This is a genomic window from Curtobacterium sp. MCLR17_044 (genome assembly GCF_003234435.1).
Lineage (GTDB): Bacteria > Actinomycetota > Actinomycetes > Actinomycetales > Microbacteriaceae > Curtobacterium > Curtobacterium flaccumfaciens.
In genome coordinates, this window is record NZ_QKTC01000010.1 from 52,936 (window position 1) to 71,683 (window position 18,748).

Sequence of the window (18,748 nt, forward strand, 5' to 3'; positions counted from 1 at the left end):
CGTGACGATCCCCGACGGCCAACGCGGCTCGGCGACCGTGCTGCTCGTGGCGGTCCTCGGCATGGGGGTCCTCGTCGGGTCGACGGCGCTCGCCGCCGCCGGTCACCGCACGCAGGCCCTCCGCGCCCAGGGCGCCGCCGACGCCGCCGCCGTGGGCACCGCGGCGGCCGCCACCGGGCTGGTACCGGGGGAGCCGTGTGCGGTCGCGACCCGGATCGCCACGGCGAACGGGGCCGCCCTCGACGCCTGCGAACTCGTCGCCACCACGGCCCGCGTCCGCGTGGTCGTGGGCACCGGACCGTTCGTCGTCGGCGCACTCGCGGTGGCCGGTCCGGCAGGCGACCCGCCCGAACACTATGTGTATGGTGTGCCTGTCGGCCCGCGGTCACCGATGTCCCGGTCGACCCGGACACGCTCGTGGCCAGGGCCGATCAGCACCATCGATCAAGGAGACACGTGCCAGGCACGAAGAAGCTCGTGATCGTCGAGAGCCCTGCGAAGGCGAAGACGATCGCGCAATACCTCGGTGACGGATACGAAGTCCAGGCCTCGGTCGGACACATCCGCGACCTCGTCGAGCCGAAGAACCTGCCGCCCGAGCTCAAGAAGGGCTCCCTCGGCAAGTTCTCGGTGGACGTCGACAACGGCTTCGAGCCGTACTACGTCGTGTCCGACGCCAAGAAGAAGACCGTCTCCGAGCTGAAACGCGCCCTCAAGGACGCCGACGAGCTCTACCTCGCAACAGATGAAGACCGCGAGGGTGAAGCGATCGCGTGGCACCTGCTGCAGGTCCTGAAGCCGAAGGTCCCCGTCAAGCGGATGGTCTTCCACGAGATCACGAAGGAGGCGATCCAGCGCGCGCAGGAAGCCACCCGTGAGCTCGACACCGCCCTCGTCGACGCGCAGGAGACCCGCCGCATCCTCGACCGGCTGTACGGGTACGAGGTCTCCCCGGTCCTGTGGCGCAAGGTCGCCCCCGGTCTGTCCGCCGGCCGTGTGCAGTCCGCCGCCACCCGTCTCGTCGTCGACCGCGAGCGCGAGCGCCTGGCCTTCGTGTCCGCCAACTACTGGGACCTCTCCGCCCGGTTCGAGAAGGCCGGCGAGTCCTCCTTCTCGGCGCGACTCGCCCGGATCCACGGCACCCGCGTCGCCTCCGGCCGTGACTTCGACGACCGCGGCACGCTCAGCGGTGACGTCGTCCGGCTCGACGAGGCCGCTGCCGCGTCGCTGACGACGGTCCTCGAGCGCGCCGGTGACGCCACCGTCCGCAGCGTCGACTCGAAGCCGTACACGCGACGCCCGGCCGCGCCGTTCACCACGTCGACGCTCCAGCAGGAAGCCGCGCGCAAGCTCCGTCTGTCCCCGCGACAGACCGCTCGCGCTGCGCAGACCCTGTATGAGAACGGCTACATCACCTACATCCGTACCGACTCGGTCTCGCTCTCGAAGCAGGCCATCGACGCGGCCCGCAAGCAGGCAGCGGACCTGTACGGCTCGGCCACCGTGCCCGACAAGCCCCGCCTGTACGCGAGCAAGAGCAAGAACGCGCAAGAGGCGCACGAGGCGATCCGTCCCGCCGGCGACTCCTTCCGCACCCCGCAGGACCTGCAGGGCACCCTGACCGGTGTCGAGTGGCGCCTCTACGACCTCATCTGGAAGCGCACCATCGCGTCCCAGATGGCGGACGCCAAGGGTTCGACCGCGTCGATCGTGCTCGGCATCTCCTCCACCGAGTCGGTCGAGGGCATCGCGTCGACCGCGAACGGCACGGACGCCGAGTTCACCGCATCCGGCACCGTCATCACGTTCCGCGGCTTCCTCAGCGCCTACGAAGAAGGCCGTGACGAGGACCGCCACGAGTCGTCCGAGCGTGCGGGCCAGGACGTCGCCCTGCCGAACGTGGCCCAGGGCGAGCACCTCGCGGTCACCGACGTCGAGGCGAAGGGGCACGACACCACCCCGCCGCCGCGCTTCACCGAGGCGAGCCTCATCAAGACGCTGGAAGAGCTGGGGATCGGGCGTCCGTCGACCTACCCCACGATCAGCCCGACGATCATCGACCGCGGCTACGTCTCGCTCCGCGGCACGCAGCTGGTGCCGAACTGGATCGCGTTCAGCGTCGTGCGCCTGCTCGAGGAGTACTTCGGCGAGCTCGTGGAGTACGACTTCACCGCCGAGATGGAAGAAGACCTCGACCGCATCGCCCGCGGCGACGCCGACCGGGTGGACTGGCTCAAGGGCTTCTACTTCGGTGGCGGCGACGACGACCAGCGCGGCCTGCGGACGGTCATCGACAACCTCGGTGAGATCGACGCCCGCGAGATCAACTCGGTCGAGCTCGCTCCGGGCCTCACACTCCGTATCGGTCGGTACGGCCCTTACATCGAGGTGCCGAGCGACGACCCCGAGAAGCCGCGGCGCGTGAACGTGCCCGAGGACCTCGCTCCCGACGAACTGACCGTCGAGAAGGCGAAGGAACTCGTCGACGCCCCGGTGATCGGCGACCGTGTCGTCGGGATCAACCCGGAGACCGGAAAAGAGGTCCTGGCGAAGGACGGCCGCTTCGGCCCCTACGTCACGGAGCGTACCCCGGAGCCCGAACCCACCGTGGACCCGAAGACCGGCGAGGTCGTCGAAGCGCCCGCAGCGGCAGAGGCCCCCGTGGCCGAAGCGGCTGCTGCAACCGCGACGAGCGAGACGGCGACGGCGACGGCGACGGCGAAGAAGGCCCCCGCCAAGAAGGCGCCTGCGAAGAAGACGACGAAGAAGGCCGCGGCGCCGAAGGAACGCACCGCTTCGCTCTTCAAGTCGATGGACCCGCAGACCGTCGACCTCGAGACCGCGCTGAAGCTCCTCGACCTGCCCCGCGTCGTGGGCCAGGACCCGGAGACGGGCAACGACATCACGGCGCAGAACGGCCGGTACGGGCCGTACCTGAAGAAGGGGACCGACACCCGGACCCTGCCCGGCGAGGACGCGATCTTCGACATCGACCTGCCCGGCGCACTCGAGCTGTTCGCGCAGCCGAAGTACGGCGGCAACCGCACCGCGAGCGCCGCCCTCAAGGAGTTCGACGCCGACCCGGTGTCCGGCAAGCCGATCAAGATGAAGGACGGCCGGTTCGGCCCGTACGTCACCGACGGCGAGACGAACGCGACCATCCCGAAGGGCGAGGACGTCGAGGCCGTCGACCACGCCCGCGCGGTGCAGCTCATCGCCGACAAGCGTGCCAAGGGGCCGGTCAAGAAGAAGACCCCGGCCCGTCGGACGGCGGCCAAGAAGAAGTGACCGGTCGCTTCATCACGCTCGAGGGCGGCGACGGCGCGGGCAAGACGACCCAGGCGGAGCTGCTCTCGGCGTGGCTCGGTGCGCACGGTCGGACCGTTGTCCGCACCCGCGAGCCCGGCGGCACCGACCTCGGCGTCCAGATCCGGCAGATGGTCCTGCACGAGCGGGGCCACGTCGCACCCCGGGCCGAGGCGCTCCTGTACGCGGCCGACCGAGCCCAGCACGTCGAGACGGTCGTCCGTCCGGCGATCGCACGCGGCGAGGTCGTCCTGCAGGACCGCTACATCGACTCGTCCGTCGCCTACCAGGGCGTCGCGCGCGGGCTCGGCGCCGAGCAGGTCCGGTCCGTCTCGGAGTGGGCGGCGGACGGCCTGGCACCGGACCTCACGATCCTGCTCGACCTCGACGTCACCGTCGGACGCGCCCGGGTGGCCGCGGCGCGGGGCGACACGTTCGACCGTCTCGAGTCCGAGGCTGCGGCGTTCCACGAGTCCGTCCGTCAGGCCTTCCTCGCGATGGCCGAGGCCGAGCCGGTGCGCTTCCTGGTGGTCGACGCCTCGGCCCCGACCGACACCGTGCAGGACGCGGTCCGTCGAGCGGTCGCCCCGCTCGTCGGGATCGACCCGGCATGACGGTGGTCACTGACAGGATGGTCCCGTGAGCGTGTGGGACGGCCTGACCGGGCAGGAAGAAGCGGTCGCGTCGCTGCGCAACGCGGCCGAGTCCACCGACGGCACCGGCGGCATGACGCACTCGTGGCTCATCACCGGCCCGCCCGGGTCGGGACGGTCGAACGTGGCGACCGCCTTCGCGGCGGCGCTCGTGGGCAACGGCCCCGACGACGACCACACCCTGCGGCAGATCACCGCGAAGACCCACCCCGACGTCTCGGTGCTCACGACCCAGCGCGTGATCATCACGATCGACGAGATCCGGCAGCTCGTCACCTCGTCGTACTACTCGCCGTCGGTCGGCCGCTACCGGGTCGTCATCATCGAAGACGCCGACCGCATGACCGAGCGCACCTCGAACCTGCTGCTCAAGGCGCTCGAGGAACCCCCGGAGCGCACGGTGTGGATCCTCTGCGCCCCGAGTGAGGCCGACCTGCTGCCGACGATCCGGTCGCGCGTCCGCTCGGTCCGCCTGCGCGTGCCCGGCATCGAGTCCGTCGCCGACCTGCTCGTCGCCCGCACCGGTGTCGACCGTGCCCTCGCGATGGATGCTGCTCGTCAGGCGCAGAGCCACATCGGCATGGCGCAGCGTCTCGCCACGAGCGAGCCGGCCCGTGACCGTCGCCGCCGGACCCTGACGACCGTGCTCGGTGTGCGGAGCGTGGGTGACGCCGTCATGGCGGCCGCTGAACTCCTCGCCGTCGCCGACGAGGACGCCAAGTCGATCACCGAGCAGCGCGACTCCGAAGAGCGCGACGCGGCCCTGCGTTCGCTCGGGGTCGAACCCGGCGGGACGATCCCGCCGGCGCTCCGGTCGCAGCTCCGCGCCCTCGAGGACGACCAGAAGCGCCGGGCGACCCGGAGCCTGCGCGACGGCCTCGACCGGATCCTGGTCGACGTCTCGTCCCTGTACCGCGACCTGCTCCTGCTGGGGCTCGGAGCCCCGGCGGAACCGGTCAACCTGGCCATGCAGGACCAGCTCGAACACGCGTTGCCGACGACACCGCCGGCTGCCGCGCTCGAGGTCCTCGACGCCGTGGCCCTGGCGCGCCAGCGCATCGCGGCGAACGTGGCGGCACTCCTGGCGCTCGAAGCACTGCTCGTCACGATCGCCCGCGCCCGCCGCTGAGGCCCGGCGTGCGACAATCACGGCATGCCCGACGCTGAACCCGGCCTGCGCGAACGGAAGCGCCGCGCTACCCGGCGCGCCATCCAGCAGGCTGCGCTCCGGATCGCCATCGAGGACGGCCTCGGCGCGGTGACGGTGGACGAGATCTCCCGGCGGGCCGACGTCTCGCCCCGGACGTTCTTCAACTACTTCCCGAGCAAGGAGCAGGCGATCCTCGGGGACGACCCGCAGCTGCCCGACGACGCGGCGTTGCAGGCGTTCGTCGACGGTGGTCCGAGCGGTGACCTGCTCGCCGACATCGGCACGCTGCTCGTGCACTCCACGCGGGAACTGATCGAGGAGCGCGGGCTCATCGAGGAGCGGCAGCAGGTCCTCCGCGCGAACCCGGAGCTGTTCAGCCGTCGCATGGCGTCCATGAAGGAGTTCCAGGCGGAGCTGCAGACGGCCGTCGCGCGCCGGCTCGAACACGCCGACCCGGAGCTCGCCGCCGACGCCGAGGCACTCCGCCGTCGCGCGGGTCTCGCGGCCATCGTCGCCCTCGCCGCCCTGCGCCACGCGTGGTGGGAGTGGTCGGGTTCCGAGGCCGGAACACACCTGGTCGACGAGCTCGAACGGTCCTTCTCGGAGCTCGGCGTGCTGGTTTCGCGTTCACTCGTCTGAACCTGTATAGTCATTGCTCGTGCCACTCCGGACATGGAGTGTGCGCCGCCTTAGCTCAGTCGGTAGAGCGATTCACTCGTAATGAATAGGTCGTCGGTTCGATTCCGACAGGCGGCTCCGTGAACACCCCGGTCAGACCCACTCGAAGTGGCTCTGACCGGGGTTTTCGTATTCCGGACGAAACCCGTGTCCCTCGCCCGAGGGACAGACGTCGGGCGCGTTCGCGGGCTACCCTTGTCCGCGAAACGGGGGACACGATGACCGACCACCAGCCCAGCGCTCCACCGGCGGTGCCGCCGTGCTGAAGCGTGTCCTGGTCATCGTCGTGGTCGCTGCCACCGCCGGAGCCCTCGCGGTCACCGCGGCAGCCGTGCCCGAGTCCCGTGCCACGTCCGCCTCGACCTCGTCGCCGAGCACCGGTCCGTCCGCGACCCCGACGGCGTCCGCGACCGGTCCCGCGTACCTCGCGGACCGCGAGCCGACCTTCTCCGAGGACTTCGACACCCCCGCCGCAGCGGGCGGCCCCTTCGCCGAGACGTACCGGAACTCGTGGCAGCCGTACCCCGACGGTACGGGCGGCAAGTACTACTCGGACAAGCTCATCAGCGCCCACGACGGCTACCTGGACGTCGCGATGGACGGAGAGCACGGCGCCGCCGGGACGTTCGGCACGCCCACCGGCGCCTGGTCGCACGTCGGCGGCACCTTCAGCATCCGTGCACGGGCGACCGGTGGCGACGGCAACGGGATCGCGGTCATGCTCTGGCCGACGTCGAACGCCTGGGCGGACGGCGAGCTGAACTACCCGGAGGGGCAGTTCAACGGCTCACCGCGCGTCTTCCACCACTCGATGCTCGAGGGGCTCGAGAAGCGGACCGAGCACTACAACACCCGGGTGTCCTGGAACGACTGGCACACCTACACGACCGAGTGGGTGCCGGGGAAGATCATCCGGTACTACCTCGACGGCAAGCTCGTGTTCACGGTGCCGCGCAACGTGCCCACCACGCCGCACCGCTACATGTTCCAGATCGGCAACTGGGGCGACCCCGGGCACGTGCAGATCGACTGGGTCCGCACCTACGACACGGAGTGACCAATCCCCCCGGACGGGGGCTCCGAATCAGTCCGGTCGTACGACCCGACACCCGTGTGCTCGCGTCGATGACCCGAACCTCGACGCGGGTGCGCGGGCGGGAACGATCCCCGTTCTGGGGCTGCCCGACGGCGTCGGTGCGGTCCACGATGAGAGTGAACCCGTTCCGTCGTCACCGAGAGGTCGTCATGCTGCTGTCCCTGGTCTACATGAGCGCAGCGAACGAGGTGTTCGACCAGGAGCGGCTCGACGCACTGCTCGAGCACGCACGGGTCCGCAACACCGCGTCCGGCCTGTCCGGTCTGCTCGTCTACAAGGACGGCCGGTTCATGCAGCTGCTCGAGGGCCCCGAGGCAGCCGTGCTCGAGACGTACCAGCGCATCATCGACGACCCGCGGCACACCGACGTCGGCCTGCTCGTCGAGGAACGCATCCACACCCGGCGTTTCGGCGAGTGGAAGATGGCGTTCCACCGCGAACCGGACGTCGACCTGCCCGACGGCTTCGACTCGTTCCTCGCCGAGGGCGATGCGAGCGCCGACACGAGCCGTGCCCGTGAGCTCCTGCGCTGGTTCCGGAACCACCCGATGGCCGCCCCGGACGCCGCGCTCGGCAAGCACCGCCGCTGACGACCCGAGGCGGGGCCCGCCGCAGCCCACCCCGCGCTGGTAGACAGGACCCATGACGGTTCGCTGGGGAGTCATCGGCACAGGCGGCATCGCACGGTCCTTCGTGGGTGACTGCACCGCGGCCGGCGTCGTGTTCACGGCCGTGGGCAGCCGCACCCGGCAACACGCCGAGGCCTTCGCCGCCGAGTTCGGCATCGAGCGAGCCCACGGTTCCTACGAGGACCTGGTGGCGGACGACGATGTCGACGCGGTCTACGTCGCGACCCCGCACGTCCGGCACGCCGAGGACGCCCTGCTCGCGATCCGGGCGGGCAAGCACGTCCTGGTCGAGAAGGCCTTCACGATGACCGCGGCCGAGGCCCGGACGGTCGTCGACGCGGCTCGGCAGGCGGGTGTCGCGGTGATGGAGGCGATGTGGACCCGGTTCCTGCCGCAGATGGCGATGATCCGCGAGGTCGTCGCCGAGGGACGGATCGGCCGCCCGCTGGTGGTCGAGGCGACCCACCACCAGGCGCTCCCGACGGACCCCGGCCACCGGTTGCGCGACCCGGCACTCGGCGGGGGAGCGATGCTCGACCTCGGGATCTACCCGGTGTCCTTCGCGGTGGACGTGCTCGGGGTGCCGACCGCGTTGGTCGCAGCCGGGACGCTGAGCGAGCAGGGCGTCGACGAGCAGATGGGCCTGGTCATGACGCACGAGGGCGGTGCGCAGTCGATGATCCACTTCGGGATGGACCTGCGGAGCCCGAATACCGCGTCGATCATCGGCGAGACCGGCCGCATCGACCTCGACTCCACCTGGTACACGCCGACCACCTGGCGGATCCGCGATCGCGACGGAGCCGTCGTCGAGGAGTTCGACGGTCGCGAGGAACTCGCCGGCTACGAGCACGAGGCCCGCGCCTTCGAGACGATGATCACGTCGGGACGCCACGACGGCGGCCCGATGGACCCGGACGAGACCGTCGCGATCATGGCGGTGCTGGACGAGGCACGACGCCAGGTCGGGGTCCGGTACCCGGCCGACGGTCCCGTCACGGCTCCCTGATCCGGCTCCCGTCCGCCACGGATCCCGGATCCGGCCTGGAGGCTCCTGCCGCAGTTCCGTAGGATCGGTCGCGATGTCCGAGCAGCAGCCCACCCCGCGTTCCGTCCCGGAGCGGTTCCACGCCGCCGTCACCGCAGTGCGCGCCTCCGCCGCGCGACGCCCGGTCCCGTGGATCGCCGGTGGTCTCGCGGCGCTGCTCGTGGTCGGTTCCGGTGGGGCCGTCGCCGTCGCGGCGGCCACGACCCCGGACTCCCGGACCGCTGCGGCGCCGAGCCCGACCCGGACCGCGTCCTCGGCTCCGGACCGGACGACCACCACGAAGCGCCCGACCACGAAGCCGTCTCCCACCCCGACCGCCGATGCCCGCGCGGTGCCGGACGACCTCGCCGGTCCGTCTGCCCTCCGGACCTGCTCGATCGCGACGGCTGCGTCGGCGAGCGGCCTCGGCGACTTCGAGGGGTACGTGATGGACGCGAAGACGGGCAAGGTCCTGTTCTCCAAGCACGGCGAGCGAGCCGCCCAGACCGGCAGCGTGATGAAGACCCTGACCTCGGCGACCGCGCTCTCGGTGCTCGGGGGCGACCACCGCATCCCGACGACCGTCGCACGGGAGTCCGCGAACACCGTCGCCCTGGTCGGCCACGGCGACGCGACGCTGTCCGCCGGCGGCGGCACCGTGTACCCGGGCGCCCCGACCCTCGCGCAGCTCGCGCAGCAGGTGAAGGCGAAGGTCGGCGACACCCCGGTCACGACGATCGTCACCGACGACTCCTACTGGAGCGACGCCGACGCCTGGGACCCCACGTGGCCGGTGTCCGAACGCACCATCGGGTACCAGCCGAAGGTCACGGCGCTCATGGTCGACGGTGACCGGGCGAACCCCGCAGCGGCGACCTCGCCCCGGTCGGAGGACCCGGTCGGACGCGCCGGCATCGCCTTCCGGACGGCACTGGCGAACGCTGGTGTCGCTGGCGCCGGGTCCGCGCAGATCGTCAAGCGGGCGACCACCGGCACCGAGACGATCGCCACGGTGTCGTCGCAGCCGGTGTCGACGCTCATCGGGCAGATGATCCCGAACTCGGACAACACCCTGGCCGAGATGCTCGCCCGGGTGTCCTCGAAGGAGTCCGGCTCGAACGGCTCGGCGGCGTCGCTGTCGTCCGTGTACCAGTCGGCACTGCGCTCCTACGGCCTCGACCCGGCCGGCATCGTGATCAAGGACGGCTCGGGCGAGAGCGCCTCGAACGCCGTGTCGCCGGAGTTCGTCGCACACCTCATGGTGCAGGTCGCCTCCGGCGCGAAGGGCCTCGGCACGCTCGCGAACGCCCTGCCGGTGTCCGGCCAGTCCGGCACCCTGGCCAGCCGGTTCACCGGCGCGAACGCGGTCGCCCGCGGCAAGGTGCACGCGAAGACGGGCTGGATCGACAGCGCCAACACCCTCGGCGGCTACATCGACGCCGCCGACGGGTCGCGGCTGACCTTCGCCTTCTACGCCATCGGATCACCGCGTGCAGCGGCACTGCCGGCACTCGACGCGGTGACCGCCGCGACCTACTCGTGCGGGAGCAAGCTCACCGGCTCCTGAGCCGACGGGTGTTGGATGGACCCATGGCAAGAGCACTGCTCGTCGTGGACGTCCAGAACGACTTCACCGAGGGCGGTGCGCTCGCGGTCACCGGGGGAGCGGCGCTCGCGAAGCGCATCACCGCGTTCCTCGGTCGGCACGGGGACGAGTACGACCTGATCGTGGCGTCCCGCGACTGGCACCACGGCGACGACGACAACGGCGGACACTTCGCCGGACCCGACGGACCCGACTTCGTCGACACGTGGCCGGTGCACTGCGTCGCCGGCACGCCCGGCGCCGATTACCACCCCGATCTCGACACCGCACTGATCGACGTCGACGTCCGCAAGGGGCAGGGCACGCCGGACTACTCGGCGTTCCAGGCCCGGACCGAGGCGGGCGTCCCGCTGGCCGAGGTGCTCGCCGAGCGCCGCGTGCACACGATCGACGTCGTCGGCATCGCCACCGACCACTGCGTCCGTGCCTCGGCGCTCGACGCCCGTGCCGCGGGCCTCGACGTCGCCGTGTACGAGGACCTGGTGGCCGGCGTCGACGTCGAGCGCAGCGCCCGGGCGCTCGACGAGATCCGGGCGGCCGGCGGACACGTCGACCGCAGCGACATGGACGAGGGCCTCGCGAACCCAGGAGGAGCACGACTGTGACCGACACCACCACGAACGAAACCACCACCACCACCGTCGCCGACGAGCACGTCCGCGTCGAGAACGTCCCCACCGGACTCTTCATCGGCGGCACCTGGCGCGCCTCGTCGAGTGGGTCCACCTTCGCCGTGCACGACCCGTCGACCGGTGCCGTCCTGGCCGAGGTCGCCGACGCCACCCCCGAGGACGGCCTCGCGGCCCTCGACGCAGCCGCCGCGGCGCAGGAGTCGTGGGCGGCGACGGCCCCGCGCACGCGCTCGGACATCCTGCGCCGGGCCTTCGACCTGGTGCACGAGCACGCCGACGACCTCGCGGCCCTGATGTCGCTCGAGATGGGCAAGCCCTTGGCCGAGGCCCGCGGTGAGGTCGTCTACGGCGGCGAGTTCCTGCGGTGGTTCTCGGAGGAAGCCGTCCGCATCACCGGCGACTACCGCACGAACCCCGAGGGCACCGGCCGCGCGATCGTGCTGAAGCGTCCGGTCGGCCCCGTGTACGCGATCACCCCGTGGAACTTCCCGCTCGCCATGGCGACGCGGAAGATCGGCCCGGCCCTGGCCGCCGGCTGCACGGTGGTCGCGAAGCCGGCCGACCTCACCCCGCTGACGACCCTGTTCCTGGTCGAGCTGTTCCGCCGTGCCGGGCTGCCGGACGGCGTGCTCAACGTGATCCCGTCGAGTGACGCCAAGGGACTGTCCGAGCCGATCATCGCCGACCCGCGCCTGCGGAAGCTGACCTTCACCGGTTCGACCCCGGTCGGTTCGGCGTTGCTCAAGCAGGCGGCGGACAACGTGCTCAAGACGAGCATGGAGCTCGGCGGCAACGCTCCGCTGCTCGTGTTCGACGACGCCGATCTCGACGAGGCGGTGGACGCGGCGATGCTCGCGAAGTTCCGCAACACGGGCGAGGCCTGCACCGCCGCGAACCGGTTCTTCGTGCAGGACGGCATCGCCGACGCGTTCGTCGCGGCCCTCACCGCGAAGGTGGACGCCCTGCGCGTCGGCCGGGGCACCGAGGACGGCACGACGCTCGGACCGCTCATCGACGACCGGGCCGTGGACAAGGCCGCCTCGCTCGTCGACGACGCACTCGGCCGCGGCGCCCGGCTCGTCACCGGCGGACACCGGATCGAACGCGCGGGCACGTTCTACGAGGCGACGGTGATCGACGACGTGCAACCCGGCTCGGAGATCATGACGACGGAGATCTTCGGACCGGTCGCCTCGGTCACGCGCTTCAGCACCGAGGACGAGGGGATCCGGCTCGCGAACGACACCGAGTACGGGCTCATCGCCTACGCCTTCACGACCGACTTCCGGCGCGGTCAGCGGCTCGCCGAGCGCCTGGAGACGGGGATGCTCGGGCTGAACACGGGCGTCGTCTCGAACGCGGCGTTCCCGTTCGGCGGCGTGAAGTCCTCGGGCCTGGGCCGCGAGGGGTCGCACGAGGGCATCGAGGAGTACCTCGAGACCGTCTACGTGCTGACCCCGGACCCCTTCGCCGCCTGAGCCAGAGCCCGAGCCTGAGCCTGAGCCTGAGCCTGAGCCAGAGCCCGAGCCCGGATCGCCGGGACGGCCGCGGTGCACGCGGCCGTCCCGGCACTCACACCAGCAGCTGGTGCTTCGCCAGGTCGCGGTAGAGCGGTGTCGACTCCACGAGCTCCGAGTGCGTGCCGCTGCCGACGACGCGGCCGTGCTCGAGCACGACGATCACGTCGGAGTCGACCACCGTCGACAACCGGTGGGCGATCACGAGCAGGGTGCGGTCCTCGGCGACGGCGTCGATCGCGAGCCGCATCTTCTGCTCGTTGACCCCGTCGAGTGACGACGTCGACTCGTCGAGCAGCAGGATCGGGGGAGCGGCGAGCAGCGCGCGGGCGATGGCCAGGCGCTGTCGTTCGCCACCGGAGAGCATCACGCCGTCCTCACCGACCTGCGCGTCGAGACCGCGGGGATCGCGGTGCAGGACCTCGCCGAGGTTGACCGCCTCGAGCACCCGGACGCAGTCGTCCTCAGTGGCGCTCGGCGACCCGAGCAGCAGGTTGGCGCGGATCGTGCCGGCGAGCACGGGGGCATCCTGCTCGACGTAGCCGATCTGGGCCCGGAGCTCGTCGCGGTCCATGCCGCGCACATCGATGCCACCCAGGCGGATGACGCCGGCGGTGGGATCGTAGAACCGCTCGATCAGCGCCAGGGTCGTCGACTTGCCGGCACCGGACGGGCCCACGAGTGCGACGCGTGAGCCGCGGGGCACCCGGAACGACACGTCGTGGAGCACCACGTCGTCGGCCGGGCGCTCGTCGTCGACGCGATCCGGGCCTCCTGGACGGTCCGCGGGGTCGGACGCGACCGCGCCGTCGGCACCCGAGGCGTCCGCCTGGGCGCGGTACCCGAACGAGACGTGCTCGAACGCGATGGCGTCGTCGGTGGCGACCGCTGCGGCGGGCCGGACCGACTCGTCGTCCTGGGACTCGGTCGGCAGGTGCAGGATCTCCTCGATCCGGCCGAGCGCGCCGAGCGCCTGGGCGACGGCGACGGCCGCGCCCATCGCCTGGCCGAGCGGCATGATCATCATGAAGAGCAGCAGGATGAACGTGATGAGCGTCGCGATGGTGATGGTGCCGGCTGCGACCTGTGCCCCGCCGACGCCCAGGACGGCGATGAACGCGACCTGCATGACGATGCTCGCGACGGGGACGACGAAGGCGGACATCTTGGCGATGTCGAGGCCGCGCTTGTAGGCCTCGGTCGCGTGGCCGTCGACCTCGCGCACCTCGCGTTCGGTGGCGCCGGCCGCACGGATCGTGCGGACCGCACCGATGCCGCGTTCGACGGCGGCGGTGAGGTCGCCGACCTTCTCCTGCGCACGCTTCGAGGCGACCCGGATGCGACGGCTCAGCCCGCCGACGACGACGATCGCGATCAGGACGATCACGATCACGATGCCGAGCAGCAGCGGGTCGATGATGGCCATCGCGACGATGGCGCCGATGAACGTGAGCGCGCCGCCGATCGACTCGATCAGCCCCTGGGTCAGGACGGCCCGCAGGAGCGTGGTGTCGCTGCCGACGCGGGACACCAGGTCACCGGTGCGCCGCGTGTCGAACTCCGAGATCGGCAGGTTGAGGATGCGGGTGATGAGCTTGCGGCGGGTGGAGAGCACGACGCCCTCGCCCGCACGCTGCAGCAGGAAGTGCTGGACGCCGTTCAGCACCCCCGCGACGATGACGAGTCCGACCAGCAGCCACACGAGCGTGCTGAGGGTGTTGCCCTGCTGCACCGCGGTGATGACCTGGTTGACCAGGAGCGGCTGCGCGAGCGAGGCCCCTGCCCCGAGGACGCTCAGCACGATGATCACGACCATCGCGGGCTTGTTCTCGAACAGGTAGGACAGCAGGCGACCGAACGTGGCGCGGGGGCCGTCGGAGGTCTTCGGGCGTGCGAAGGGGAAGCTCATCGTGTTCCTAGTTTCTGCCGTACTTCTTGTGCACTGCCTGTCGGCTGACACCGAGCAGCGTCGCGATCTCCTGCCACGAGGCGCCGGCGGTGCGGGCACGTCGCGCAGCGAGCTCTTCGGTCCGGTCGAGCTCACGGCGCAGCTCCCGCACGTTGGCGAGGGCGGAGAACGGGTCGTCCCCTGATGCTCCGGCCGCGAGGCTCGTGATGGTCGGTCGGTCCATGTCTGTCAACCTACATTGACGCACCGACATCCGTCAACCTGCGTTGACGGCGACTCGCACCGGGCAGTGGGGTCGCAGACGCCGGCGTCTTCGTTCGACGCCGCCACGCGCGCGAGACGCCGCCGAATCCGGCGGCGTCTCGGCGGGCATGCGGCGTCCCGCTGACACGACGGCGTGTTGCGCGGGGGGCGAGGCGCGCACACGACGGACGGGAGGCCCGGTGCCAGCTGGCACCCCTCCCTCGCAGGCTCGGTCGGCGCACCCCGCGCAACGCTTCGCGTCGCTGCTGAGCGGGGTGCGCCCGTCCGGCGGATGCGTCGCCGATCAGGCGTCGGCGATGTCCTTCGACTTCGTCTCGCGCACGAAGAGCAGCGCGACCAGCGTCACGACCGCGGCGATCGTCAGGTACAGGCCGACCAGGAAGATGTCGCCGTCCGGCTTCCAGAGCGCCAGTGCAATGGTCGGGGCGAGCGACGCACCGAGGATCGACGCGACGTTGTACGCGATGGCCGAGCCGGTGTACCGGACGTTCGTCGGGAACAGCTCGGGCAGCAGCGCACCCATCGGACCGAAGGTCAGCCCCATCAGCGAGAGCCCGACGATGAGGAACGTCACCACGGTGATCGGGCCGCTCGACGCCGCGAACCAGAACTGGAACGTCAGGCCGAACAGCGCGATGCCGATCGTGGTCGGGATGAGGGTCTTGCGGCGGCCGAACTTGTCGGCGAGCAGCCCTGCGATCGGGGTGAAGATGCCGAAGAACACGACGCCGATCATGAGCAGGGTCAGGAACTCGCCACGGGTGTACCCGAGGCCGACCTTCGGGACGAGTGCGCTCGCCTCGGAGCCGGTCGTGCCGTACGACAGGGTGAACGTCGTCATGAAGTAGAAGAGCACGTACGTGGCGACCATGCCGAACGTGCCGACGATGACGGCCCGCCACGAGGTGCGGAACACGCGGCCGAGCGGGACCTTCGCGACCGTGCCGGATTCCTGCACGCCCCGGAACACCGGCGACTCGACGAGCTTGAAGCGCACGTACAGACCGATGATGACGAGCACGGCGGAGAGCAGGAACGGGATGCGCCAGCCCCAGGCCTGGAAGTCGGCGTTCGGGGTGCCGTCGGCACCGGCGGGCATCGCTGCGTTGATCGCGATGAACAGGCCGTTCGCGAGCAGGAAGCCGATCGGGGCACCGAGCTGCGGCATCGAGCCGAACACGCCGCGCTTGCCCTTCGGTGCGTTCTCGGTCGCGAGCAGGGCCGCACCGGACCACTCGCCGCCGAGCCCGACGCCCTGGGCGAAGCGCATCACGGCGAGCAGGACCGGGGCCCAGACCCCGATGGTGTCGAACGTCGGCAGGCAGCCGATCAGGAACGTGGCGGTGCCCATCACGAGCAGCGACGCGACGAGGGTGGTCTTGCGGCCGATCCGGTCACCGAAGTGCCCGAAGATGATCGACCCGACCGGCCGGGCGAAGAACGCCAGGGCGAAGGTGACGAAGGACGACAGCTGCGAGGCCGTCGGGTCCTCGTTCGGGAAGAACAGCGTCGGGAAGACGAGCACCGCGGCGGTCGCGTAGACGTAGAAGTCGTAGAACTCGATCGACGTGCCGACGAGGCTCGCGATGACGACGCGGGAGCGCGGGTTGCCGGCGGGTGCCGGAGCGGAGGTGGGCGTTGCGGGTGCCGGGGCGGCGGTCATGACAGTGCGGGGTCTTCCGTGCTGCGTGCTCCCGACGGGGAGCACGAGGATCCGAAACGGCGGACACCGATCGGTTCGCGCGGGGTGGCGCGGGCACCGATCGGGTGCGTTCGGCTGAAGGGGGGACCGCTTGTGACGGAAGCCCGATCATACGACAGATGTCGTCTGCCTGCGAATCAGCCCAGAGTCAGCTGGCGGAAGCGTCGGCCGCCTGCGCGCTCAGGCGCCCGCGCCGGCACCCGCTTCGAGGTGCTCGGGCAGCTGGTGGCCCATCCGGTCGCGCTTCGTGTCGAGGTACCCGGCGTTCTGCGCCGAGATGCCGACGACGAGCGGCACGAGGGAGTCGACGGTGATGCCGTGCTCCTCGAGCTGGCGGCGCTTCTCCGGGTTGTTCGACAGCAGCCGGACGCGGGTGATGCCGAGGTCGGCGAGGATGCCCGCGGCGCCGCCGTAGGCACGGGAGTCGGCGGGCAGGCCGAGCGCGAGGTTGGCGTCGAGGGTGTCGAGACCGTCCTCTTGCAGGCGGTAGGCCTTGAGCTTGTTGATGAGGCCGATGCCACGGCCCTCCTGCCCGCGCAGGTAGATGACCACGCCGCCCTCGGCCGCGATCGTGTCGAGCGCAGCGTCGAGCTGGGGACCGCACTCGCACTTGAGCGAGCCGAAGGCCTCACCGGTCAGGCACTCGGAGTGCACCCGGACGAGCGCGCCGTCGGTGGGCATCGAGCCGTCCGGCAGGGTGCCGATGATCGCGACGTGCTCCGCGCTCGTCACGAGGTCGCGGTAGGCGCGCATCTGGAAGGTGCCGTGGGTGGTCGGCACGTTCGTCGACACCTCGAACTTGACCGGGCTCCCCGGCGTGGGGGAGGTCAGCGCATCGGTCATGGGGTGCTCCGGTCGTTCGTGGGCCCGTCGTTCCCGAGCCCGGGTGTCGCGTGCTGCTGCTGGCGGTCGTGCTGGTGCTGGTGCTGGTTCTCGTGCTGCGGACGGTGCGGTCGGGCTCGGACCAGCAGGTCGGGGCCGAGGCTGGTGGTCGATAGTACGTCCAACCGCCGACGGTCGGAGATGCTTCCCACGCCCAGGTCGTCGAGGGCGACCCGGGGTCCGCCGAGCAGCACCGGGGCGATGTACACCAGGTACTCGTCGACGAGTCCGGCGGCGATGAGCGCCGAGGCGACCGTGGGACCACCCTCGACGAACACCGAGTGCACCCCGTGCCCGCGCAGTGCACCGAGCGAGGTGGCCAGGTCGTGTCCGGGCAGGGTGACGAGCCCCCGCGGGTGCCGACGGACCGCGGCGTCGGCCGGCACCGGGCGGTCGCCGAGCACCACGGCGAGCGGCTGGTCGGCGAGCAGTTCGCCGGCGTCCCCGCGCGCGGTCAGGCTCGGGTCGTCGGCCAGGACGGTGCCGGTGCCGACGAGGATCGCGTCGTGGGCTGCGCGCTGTTCGTGGACGTGCTGGCGTGCGGCGGCGCCGGTGATCCACTTGCTCGTGCCGTCGGCAGCGGCGGCGCGCCCGTCCAGACTGGACGCCCACTTCACGGTGACCCACGGTCGGCCGAGACGGACCGAGAGCAGCCAGCGTTCGAGGAACGCCTCGGCCTGGTCGGCCAGGACGCCGGAGACGACCTGGACCCCGGCGGCACGGAGACGGTCGGCGCCGCCGTGCACGTCGGCTCCGGGGTCGTCGATCGCGTACACGACCCGGGCGATCCCGGCGTCGAGCAGGGCCACGGCGCACGGCCCCGTGCGGCCGACGTGGTTGCAGGGTTCGAGGGTGACGACCGCCGTCGCGCCGCGCAGCAGTGCCGGATCGACCTTGGCCATCGCGTCGACCTCGGCGTGCGGGGTGCCGGCGCCCTTGTGCCACCCCTCGGCGAGGACCTCGCCGGTGGGGGAGAGGATCACGGCGCCGACGCGGGCGTGGTCGCCGACGACGGGCCCGAGGGCCGCGAGTTCGAGCCCGCGGCGCATCGCCCGGACCTCGGTGGGTCGTGCCGTGTCGCTCACGGGCCGAGCCTACCGGCGGCGGTTGGGTGACACGTCACCACTGATGTGAGCGCGTTCAGGCGACGGGCCAGGGGAGCTCGGAGGCGGGAGTGCCATCGGCGCGTCGCAGTGCGGTCCACGCCGCGGTCGGGCCGCCGTCCCGGTCCGGCACCCGTGCTGCGCCGAGGCCCGTGAACGAGAACCCGGCCGCACGGGCGACCGCTGCCGACGCTGCGTTGCCCTCGTAGCACTCCCAGTAGACGTCCGGCGCGCCCTGCTCGAACGCCCAGTCGACGACGAGCCGGACGGCGTCGTGCATGAGTCCGGCACCGCGCGCGGAGGGTGCGAGCCAGAACCCGAGGTCACGACGGGCGGTGCGGTAGCTGATGATGCCCGCGAGCCACGTCGACCCGGCCGGTCGGATCGCCCACGTGTACTCGCGGTCCGAGGCCCACCCCGGTCCGACCAGGGCGTCGACGAAGGTCCGTGCGTCCTGCTCGCGGTACGGCGTCGGCACCGTCGTCCACCGGACGATCTCCGGGTCCTGGCAGGCCTCGGTGATCGCCGCGGTGTCGGCGCGGGTGGGCAGGTCGAGCCGGACCCGCGCCGACTCGAGCGTGACGGGCTGCACGG

The 18,748-nt window shown here is 71.3% G+C and carries 16 protein-coding genes, 1 tRNA gene and 1 pseudogene; 12 read left to right on the forward strand and 6 right to left on the reverse strand.

Going from position 1 to position 18,748, the window contains the following annotated elements; all coding sequences use genetic code 11:
• Position 1 precedes the first annotated feature (1 nt).
• The 12 genes from DEJ04_RS08670 (at position 2) to DEJ04_RS08725 (ending at position 12,255) form a co-directional block, all read left to right on the forward strand.
• Entirely contained in the window at positions 2–481 is a 480-nt protein-coding gene (locus DEJ04_RS08670) for a flp pilus-assembly TadE/G-like family protein (protein ID WP_146248677.1), read from the forward strand.
• A complete protein-coding gene (topA, locus tag DEJ04_RS08675) occupies positions 457–3,288 on the forward strand; it encodes a type I DNA topoisomerase (RefSeq protein ID WP_111046822.1) in 2,832 nt (943 codons plus the stop codon). The genes DEJ04_RS08670 and topA overlap by 25 nt, the downstream gene beginning before the upstream one ends.
• Positions 3,285–3,920, forward strand: coding sequence for a dTMP kinase (tmk, locus tag DEJ04_RS08680; RefSeq protein ID WP_111046823.1), 636 nt, complete (start codon positions 3,285–3,287; stop codon positions 3,918–3,920). The genes topA and tmk overlap by 4 nt, the downstream gene beginning before the upstream one ends.
• Positions 3,921–3,945: 25 nt before the next feature.
• Complete coding sequence (locus DEJ04_RS08685) at positions 3,946–5,088, forward strand: DNA polymerase III subunit delta' (RefSeq protein WP_071404998.1); 1,143 nt, start codon at positions 3,946–3,948, stop codon at positions 5,086–5,088.
• Positions 5,089–5,112: 24 nt separating this feature from the next.
• Positions 5,113–5,748 carry a TetR/AcrR family transcriptional regulator gene (locus DEJ04_RS08690; protein WP_110863359.1) on the forward strand — a complete coding sequence of 212 codons (636 nt, stop codon included), beginning with the start codon at positions 5,113–5,115 and terminating at the stop codon, positions 5,746–5,748.
• Positions 5,749–5,792: 44 nt separating this feature from the next.
• A tRNA-Thr gene (locus tag DEJ04_RS08695) sits at positions 5,793–5,865 on the forward strand.
• A 181-nt stretch (positions 5,866–6,046) separates the two neighbouring features.
• Positions 6,047–6,844, forward strand: coding sequence for a glycoside hydrolase family 16 protein (locus DEJ04_RS08700; protein ID WP_111046824.1), 798 nt, complete (start codon positions 6,047–6,049; stop codon positions 6,842–6,844).
• Positions 6,845–7,032: 188 nt separating this feature from the next.
• A complete protein-coding gene (locus DEJ04_RS08705) occupies positions 7,033–7,473 on the forward strand; it encodes a BLUF domain-containing protein (RefSeq protein ID WP_111046865.1) in 441 nt (146 codons plus the stop codon).
• A 52-nt stretch (positions 7,474–7,525) separates the two neighbouring features.
• Positions 7,526–8,521: a Gfo/Idh/MocA family protein gene (locus DEJ04_RS08710; RefSeq protein ID WP_111046825.1), complete on the forward strand. Its 996-nt coding sequence runs from the start codon at positions 7,526–7,528 to the stop codon at positions 8,519–8,521.
• A gap of 73 nt (positions 8,522–8,594) precedes the next feature.
• Positions 8,595–10,106: a D-alanyl-D-alanine carboxypeptidase/D-alanyl-D-alanine-endopeptidase gene (gene dacB, locus DEJ04_RS08715; RefSeq protein ID WP_111029427.1), complete on the forward strand. Its 1,512-nt coding sequence runs from the start codon at positions 8,595–8,597 to the stop codon at positions 10,104–10,106.
• A gap of 23 nt (positions 10,107–10,129) precedes the next feature.
• Complete coding sequence (locus tag DEJ04_RS08720) at positions 10,130–10,750, forward strand: isochorismatase family protein (RefSeq protein WP_071404992.1); 621 nt, start codon at positions 10,130–10,132, stop codon at positions 10,748–10,750.
• Complete coding sequence (locus DEJ04_RS08725; RefSeq protein WP_111046826.1) at positions 10,747–12,255, forward strand: NAD-dependent succinate-semialdehyde dehydrogenase; 1,509 nt, start codon at positions 10,747–10,749, stop codon at positions 12,253–12,255. The genes DEJ04_RS08720 and DEJ04_RS08725 overlap by 4 nt, the downstream gene beginning before the upstream one ends.
• Positions 12,256–12,349: 94 nt before the next feature.
• Here DEJ04_RS08725 and DEJ04_RS08735 read toward each other — a convergent pair whose 3' ends face one another.
• The 6 genes and pseudogenes from DEJ04_RS08735 to DEJ04_RS08760 form a co-directional block, all read right to left on the reverse strand.
• Positions 12,350–14,203, reverse strand: coding sequence for an ABC transporter ATP-binding protein (locus DEJ04_RS08735; RefSeq protein ID WP_111046827.1), 1,854 nt, complete (start codon positions 14,201–14,203; stop codon positions 12,350–12,352).
• 7 nt (positions 14,204–14,210) lie between these two features.
• Complete coding sequence (locus tag DEJ04_RS08740; RefSeq protein WP_027466417.1) at positions 14,211–14,426, reverse strand: hypothetical protein; 216 nt, start codon at positions 14,424–14,426, stop codon at positions 14,211–14,213.
• 324 nt (positions 14,427–14,750) lie between these two features.
• Positions 14,751–16,130, reverse strand: a complete 1,380-nt coding sequence (locus DEJ04_RS08745; protein ID WP_110863353.1) for an MFS transporter — start codon at positions 16,128–16,130, stop codon at positions 14,751–14,753.
• A 219-nt stretch (positions 16,131–16,349) separates the two neighbouring features.
• Positions 16,350–16,979, reverse strand: a pseudogene (ribA, locus tag DEJ04_RS08750) (GTP cyclohydrolase II); the annotation flags it as partial.
• Between the two features lie 29 nt (positions 16,980–17,008).
• A complete protein-coding gene (ribD, locus tag DEJ04_RS08755; protein WP_258371340.1) occupies positions 17,009–18,100 on the reverse strand; it encodes a bifunctional diaminohydroxyphosphoribosylaminopyrimidine deaminase/5-amino-6-(5-phosphoribosylamino)uracil reductase RibD in 1,092 nt (363 codons plus the stop codon).
• Positions 18,101–18,191: 91 nt separating this feature from the next.
• The gene (locus tag DEJ04_RS08760) at positions 18,192–18,746 is read right to left on the reverse strand and encodes a GNAT family N-acetyltransferase (RefSeq protein ID WP_181437773.1); all 555 of its coding nucleotides are present in this window, start codon (positions 18,744–18,746) and stop codon (positions 18,192–18,194) included.
• Positions 18,747–18,748: the final 2 nt, after the last annotated feature.